This window comes from Streptomyces sp. NPDC057702 (assembly GCF_042799315.1).
Lineage (GTDB): Bacteria > Actinomycetota > Actinomycetes > Streptomycetales > Streptomycetaceae > Streptomyces.
Genome location: NZ_JBHVJC010000011.1, coordinates 207,262 through 213,703, shown reverse-complemented (window position 1 = coordinate 213,703; position 6,442 = coordinate 207,262). Strand labels below are relative to the sequence as shown.

At 74.2% G+C, this 6,442-nt stretch carries 3 protein-coding genes; 1 reads left to right on the top strand and 2 read right to left on the bottom strand.

The window, feature by feature from the left end:
• Positions 1-364: 364 nt before the first annotated feature.
• Positions 365-925: a MarR family winged helix-turn-helix transcriptional regulator gene (locus ACFVFR_RS10895; protein WP_383699670.1), complete on the bottom strand. Its 561-nt coding sequence runs from the start codon at positions 923-925 to the stop codon at positions 365-367.
• 138 nt (positions 926-1,063) lie between these two features.
• Between ACFVFR_RS10895 and ACFVFR_RS10890 the strand changes: the two genes are divergently transcribed.
• Positions 1,064-2,401: an MFS transporter gene (locus ACFVFR_RS10890; protein ID WP_383699690.1), complete on the top strand. Its 1,338-nt coding sequence runs from the start codon at positions 1,064-1,066 to the stop codon at positions 2,399-2,401.
• A gap of 182 nt (positions 2,402-2,583) precedes the next feature.
• Here the strand turns inward: ACFVFR_RS10890 and ACFVFR_RS10885 are convergent, their stop codons facing one another.
• On the bottom strand, positions 2,584-6,276 hold the full coding sequence (locus tag ACFVFR_RS10885; protein ID WP_383699668.1) for a SpoIIE family protein phosphatase: 3,693 nt from the start codon (positions 6,274-6,276) through the stop codon (positions 2,584-2,586).
• Positions 6,277-6,442 lie beyond the last annotated feature (166 nt).

Below are 6,442 nucleotides of genomic sequence, written 5' to 3'. Positions count from 1 at the left end.
GTTCTCAAGGAACGGACGCTTCCTTCGGTCCCGTTTCACCGGGCCCTCCGGGCGCTTCCCTTCGGTGTTTCCAACCTTACCAGATCCTTTTCCCGACCGTTTCCGGTCCGAATTTCGTTTCTGGCCCCCTGTTGGAGCGGGGTTTTCCGCGCCTTCCGGCGTGTTCACTACTTTAGCGGATTTCCCCCGAGCCTCATAATCGAGGCTTTCGAATCGAATTCCGGCATGCCGAAATCCATCCCGTTCAGGGGCCGTGCGGTAGTGGTGTGCCGCCGGTGCGGCGCGAAGCGCTGCCACAGAACCGTTACAGCGCCGTGGCAACTCGGAGAACACTACGGATGGCCCCTGGGCGTGTCAACTTGGGTCAGTCGAGGTCGCTGAGCCGGCCGCCGGCGTCCGGCTGAGCCTCCTCCACCCGGCGCAACAGCCGGGTGAGCAGGTCGCCCAGCAGGTGCCGTTCGGTGGTGGTGAGGTCCTGCAGCAGGTCCTCCTCGAACACGGTCGCCATGCGCATGGCCTCCAGCCACTGCTCCCGACCGTCGTCCGTCAGCTCCACGATCACCCGGACACGGTTGTTCTCGTCGCGCTCCCGCGTCACCAGACCCTCGGCCGCCATGCGGTCGATCCGGTGCGTCATGGCGGCGGGCGTCAGCCCGAGTCGCTTCGCGAGCTCGCCGGGGCCGAGCCGGTAGGGCGCCCCGGAGAGGACCAGGGCCTTGAGGACCTCCCACTCGGTGTTGCTGATGCCGAGGGTCGTGGTCTGGCGGCCGTACGCGACGTTCATGCGCCGGTTGAGGCGCTGGAGGGCGGAGACGACCTGCTCGACCTGGGGGTCGAGGTCGCGGAATTCGCGCTGGTAGGCCGCGATCTGTTCCTCGAGGCTCGGCTCGCTCGCGCTGTCGCTCGGGGTGGATGTCTCGGGCATGCCGCGCAGTATGGCATGCACCCCCTTGGCATTGAAGTCCTTCGGCATGTACTCTTAAGCGTCGAACTTTAGAGCTGAAGTCTTCAAGCTTCAGGTCTTCCGCAGTCCTTCCCCTTCTATCTACCTAGGCAGGTGAGTGTGACCACCGCGATGGGCGCCGCGCTGCGCCGTATCCAGCTGGGCAACGCGCTGAGCGCGTTCGGCAACGGCTTTACCGTCCCGTTCCTGTTCATCTACGTGGCACAGGTTCGCGATCTTGGTGCGAGCACCGCGGGCGTGGTGCTCGCGGCGTTCGCGGTAGCCGCGCTTGTCGTGCTCCCCTTCACCGGTCGGGTCATCGACCGGCGAGGGCCGTTGCCCGTGGCCATCGCGGGAACGGTCGCCGCCGCCACCGGTTCGCTCGGACTGGGGCTCGCGTCCAGCGAGCCGTCGGTGATCGCGGCGGCCGGCATGCTCGGCGCGGGTATAGCGGTGATCCAGCCCGCGCTGGCCACGATGATCGTCTGGTGCTCGACGCCCACGACGCGTTCGCGCGCGTTCGCGACGCAGTTCTTCCTGAACAACCTCGGCCTCGGCCTCGGCGGTTTGCTGGGCGGGCTGCTCGTCGACACCTCGCACCCGTCGAGCTTCGTGCGGCTCTTCGCGATCGAGTCGGTGATGTTCCTGGTGCTGGGGGCGGCGATCGCCACCGTACGTCTGCCGCAGGTGCCGAAGGTGGAGGACGCGATACCGGCGGCCGAGGGCGCCAAGGGCGGTTGGCGTGTGCTGCTCGCCGACCGCGCGATGGTGCAGCTGTGTGGGCTGGGCTTCGTGATGTTCTTCGCCTGCTACGGGCAGTTCGAGTCGGGGCTCTCGGCGTTCGCGGTGGAGGTCACGCGGATCTCGCCGGCGACGCTGGGGGTGGCGCTGGCCGCCAACACGGCGGTCATCGTGATCGCGCAGTTCGTGGTGCTCAAGCTGGTCGAGGGGCGGCGGCGGAGCCGGGTGATCGCTCTGGTCGGGCTCATATGGACCGTCGCCTGGGTGGTCGCCGGGGCTTCCGGCCTGATCCACGGCAGTCAGGCGATGGCGACGGCCGCGATCATCTCGACGTACGCGCTGTTCGGGCTCGGCGAGGCGATGCTGTCGCCGACCGTGGCGCCGCTGGTCGCCGACCTCGCTCCGGGCTCGCGGGTGGGCCAGTACAACTCGGCGTTCGCGTTGGTGAAGCAGCTCGCTTTGGCGGTGGGGCCCGCGGTGGGTGGGCTGATGGCCGGTGCCGGGCTGTACACGGCGTACATCGTGATGCTCATCGGTTGCTCGCTCGGGATCACGGCGCTGGCGTTGCGGATGGGACGGCGGCTTACGCCGGCCCAGGACAATCCGCAGCTCGCGGTTGTCGCCGCCACTGCCCCGGTTCCCGCGCCGCGGGTGGAGGCGGCGCCCGGTGGACCGGTCGGCGAGCCGGAGCAGGGGGCGGTGACCACGGCGGCCTGAGTTCCGGGCCTCCGGTCCCGGCTCCGCGCCCTGAGGGGCCGTGCGGTCCGGCTCGGGGGCGCGGTGCCCGTGCCTCCGAGCCGGGGCGGGGTGCCCCGGCCTCAGGGCGGTCCGGCGGGCGGATCACTTGGGGCGGAGGGCCGGCCCACGGGGCCCGGGGCGAGCGAAGGAGGGCTTTGGGTTCAGTGACGGGGTAGGGCGAACTCGCACCACACCGCCTTGCCTCCGTCGGGGGTGCGTCGTGACCCCCAGGACGAGGCGATGGTGGCGATGATCGAGATGCCCCGGCCGGCCTCGTCCACCGGTTCGGCGCGGCGGCGTCGCGGTAGGTGGTCGTCGCCGTCCGTCACTTCGATGATCAGTCGGCGGTCGGTGCGCCGCAGACGTAGGCGCATGGGGGGTGTGCCGTGTTGGAGGGAGTTGGCGACGAGCTCGCTGGTGGCGAGGACGCCGAGGTCGCGGAGTTCCGTCGGGAACCGCCAGCTCGCGAGGACGCCCGAGGCGAAGGCGCGGGCGCGGGGGGCGGCTTCCACGCCACCGAGCAGTTCGAGTGCGGCGTTGTGGAAGAGCTCGGCGTCGTGGCCGGTACGGGCGGGGTGCTGGAGCACCAGGACGGCGACGTCGTCATCGTGGTCGGCGGTGATGCCGAGGGCCCTGATCAGCCGGTCGCACATCACCTGGGGCGAGCCGGCGGCGCCGGCGAACGCGCGCTCCAGGTCGGCCACGCCCTCGTCGATGTCCCGGTCCCGGCGTTCGACCAGGCCGTCGGTGTACAGGACCGCGCTGGAGCCGGGGCTCAGTGGCACCGAGCCCGAGGCGTGCAGCCAGCCACCGGTGCCCAGGGGTGGGCCGGTGGGCTCGGCGGCGCGGCGCACGGTTCCGTCGGGGTCGCGGACCAGGATGGGCAGATGGCCGGCGGAAGCGTAGATGAGCCGGCCCTCGTTGGGGTCGTGGACGGCGTAGACGCAGGTGGCGATCTGGCTGGCGTCGATCTCGGCGGCCAGGCCGTCGAGGAGTTGCAGCACCTCGTGAGGTGGGAGGTCGAGGCGGGCGTAGGCACGGACGGCGGTGCGCAACTGGCCCATGACGGCCGCCGCGCGCAGGCCGCGCCCCATGACGTCGCCGATGACCAGGGCCGTGCGGCCGGCGCCGAGGGTGATCACGTCGTACCAGTCGCCGCCGACCGCCGCATCCGTGCCGCCGGGCTGGTAGGTGGCGGCGACGCGCAGGTCGTCGGGCTGTTCCAGCTTCTGCGGGAGGAGGCTGCGCTGGAGGGTGACGGCGGCCTCGCGCTGGCGGCGTTCGCTGGCACGGAGACGTTCGACGGCCTCGACCTGGTCGGTGACGTCGGCGGCGTAGACGAGGACGCCTGGGTAGAAGGGGGCGGGGCGCTGGTCGGAGGAGGCGGCTTCGGGGTGGGCGGCCTGCGGTGTGGGGTGTCCCGCGTGGTCGGTGGTGTGCGCGGCTGGCGGGGCGTGGGGTGCGGGCTGCCCGGGGGTGAGCGGGTCCGCGCAGCCCTGCGCGCCGATGACCAGCCGGGCCGGGGATGTGGTGGCGCCCTCCGGGGCGGCGGTGTGGCTGGCCCGGGGGTCGGCTGTCGGGGCCTGGCCCGGAGCGGTGCCGTTGGCGATGGTGGGGTGGGAGCTCGCCGGGGCCGAGGAGGCCGGTGGCACGGGAGAGGTGGGTGGGCCGGCGCTGGGGCCGGTGCCGTTCTCGACGGTGTGACCGGGCTCGACGGTGTGACCGGGCTCGGCGTTCGCGGGGCGTGGCTGAGCGGCCGGCTGTTCGGTGGCGGGGGTGGTGCCCTGCGGTGAGGCGGTGTCCGGCGGCGAGCTCGGGCCCGGGTGGTGGGCGGCGAGGTGGTCGGGGGTGACCGTGAGGGGCGGTGCCACTCGGATGGGGGTGCAGGTGAACGTGTAGTAGCTGTCGCGGGTGCGGGGGCTGACGGACGCGGCGCGTGGTGCGGGGCGGGCGACGTTGGGGCGACGGGCGCCGCGTGCCTGGCCCTCGGGGCTCGGGGCGCCGGTCACCGGTGGGAGGGCCTGGCCCGTCACCGGGTGCGGCGCGGTGGGTGGGTTGGCGACCGTCGCGCGGGCGGGGTGGGCCGCGGGCTCGTTCGCCGGGTGGGTGGCGACAGTGGCGGGTGCGGGATCGGTCGCGGCGGCGGGCGTGCCGGTGGGGTGGACGCGGTCGGGCACGGTGTCGCGGCCCGCGTGCCCGCGGCTGCCCGGGTGGGCGGCGGGGTGGGCCGTCGCGGCGGAGCCGGCGTCCGTGCTGGGGGCGGGACGCGTACCGGGGGTGGCGCGGGTGCCGACCTCGATGCCGAGGGTGACGCCGGCGGTGTCGACGCTCGTGGCGGCGCCCGCACCTGTCGCGGTGCCTGTGCCTGTGCCTGTGGCGGGGTGGGCGGCCGTCCGGGGGTGCGTGCTGGGGTCGGTGCCCGTGGCGGGGTCTGCTCCGTCGGCGGGGTGCGCGCTCGTGCGGGGGCTCGTGTCGGGAGCCGTGCTTGTGGCGGGGTTGGTCTGCGGTGGGGTGCCTGGGGTGTGTCCCGGCTCGGGCACGGGCTCGGTACCCGCGACGACCGGGCGAGCACCTGGGCCGCAGCTCGAATGCGTCGCGGGGTGGGCGCTCGCGCTCGCCTCGGGGACCGTGTCCGCCCCGGGACCCGTGCTCGGCTTGGGGGCGGGGCTCAGGTCGCGGCCCGTGTCCGTGGCGGGGCCGGGCTCTGCCGGCGTGGCCACGGCGAGCTCCACTCCGGTGGCGGGATCGGTGGCCGGGCCTGTGACCGTACGGGGCGAGGCGGGACCGGTCGCGTCGGCGACAGCCACACCGGACTCGGCCACACCGGACTCAACTGGCGCCGTCGGTGCGGGCTCGGTCGTGCGGGGTGCGCCCACATCGGGTTCGCTCGGTGTGAGCCCGCGTGACACGGGTTCGTTCGGCGCCGGGGCGCCCGGCGTCGGTCCGTTCGCCGTGGGCCGGCCAGCTGTGGGGTGGGCCGTCGCGGCGGGGTGGGTGCGCGACCCGTCCGCGCGGGACACGCTCGCCCCGGGGGTGGCCGACGCGGGGCCGCCGGGCGCGGGCCTGTCGGGCGCGGCACCGTCCGCACCGTCCGCGCGGCGCGGGGGCGCGTCAGGCCCGTTCGACGCGGTCTCGCTCGACGCGGGCTGTCCGGACGGGGGCGGTTCCGACGTGGCGGCACCGGTACGGAGCGTGCTCGATGCGGGCGCGCCCGGCACCGGCTGGCTCGACGCGGCCTCGGCTGGCGCAGGGCCGTCCGGCGCTGACCCAGCGGGCGCGGGGCCGCCGTCTGGTGCGGGGCCGGGCGGCGGGGGCGCGGTCGGCGGGGTGGTTCCGGACGAGGAGGCGCTGTCGTCGCGTACCGCCGTGTCGATGAGGTGTGGGGGTACGGGCGCGGCGTGGGAGGTGGGCGGGGGCTGGGGTGTGTGGGGGCGCGGGGTTGTCGGGGCGGGGGTGTGCGGCTCGGCGTGCGCGGGCGGCGTGGTGGCCGCGCCGGGCTGGGGAGGTGTGGACACCCCGTCGCGCGGGACGCGCCGCGACTTGACCGTGCGCGGCGTGCCGCTGCGCAGGACCTGGTCCATGAGCGGCAGCAGGCCCAGGTCATGGAGTTCGGGCAACGCCTCGCGGGCGGGCAGGCCCAGGGCGCAGCCGCCGAAGAGGGCGGCGTAGGCGTCGTTGACGTAGGCGATGCGGTGGTCGGGGCCGTAGACGACCGCCACCGGGGCCGGGACCTGGGTGAACAGGCTCTGTGCCGAGACCTCTTCGAGGGTGGGGGCCTCGGCGGGGTCGGGGCGGGGGCCGGCGGCTTCCGGGGTCCGGCCCGGCTCACCCCGCTCGCCACGGGCCGCCGGCACCGAACCGCCACCCGCCGACGGTGCGCGCGCGGCGCGGGCGGCACGCCGCTGGGAACCTGGGAATCGGACGCTCCAACGCGTGAAGTTCACAGAGGATTACCTCGCGGAGTCGTGGCAGAGCGGCGCACCGACGCGGGGTGGCGGACAGCAGTGCGGGGGCGTGGCC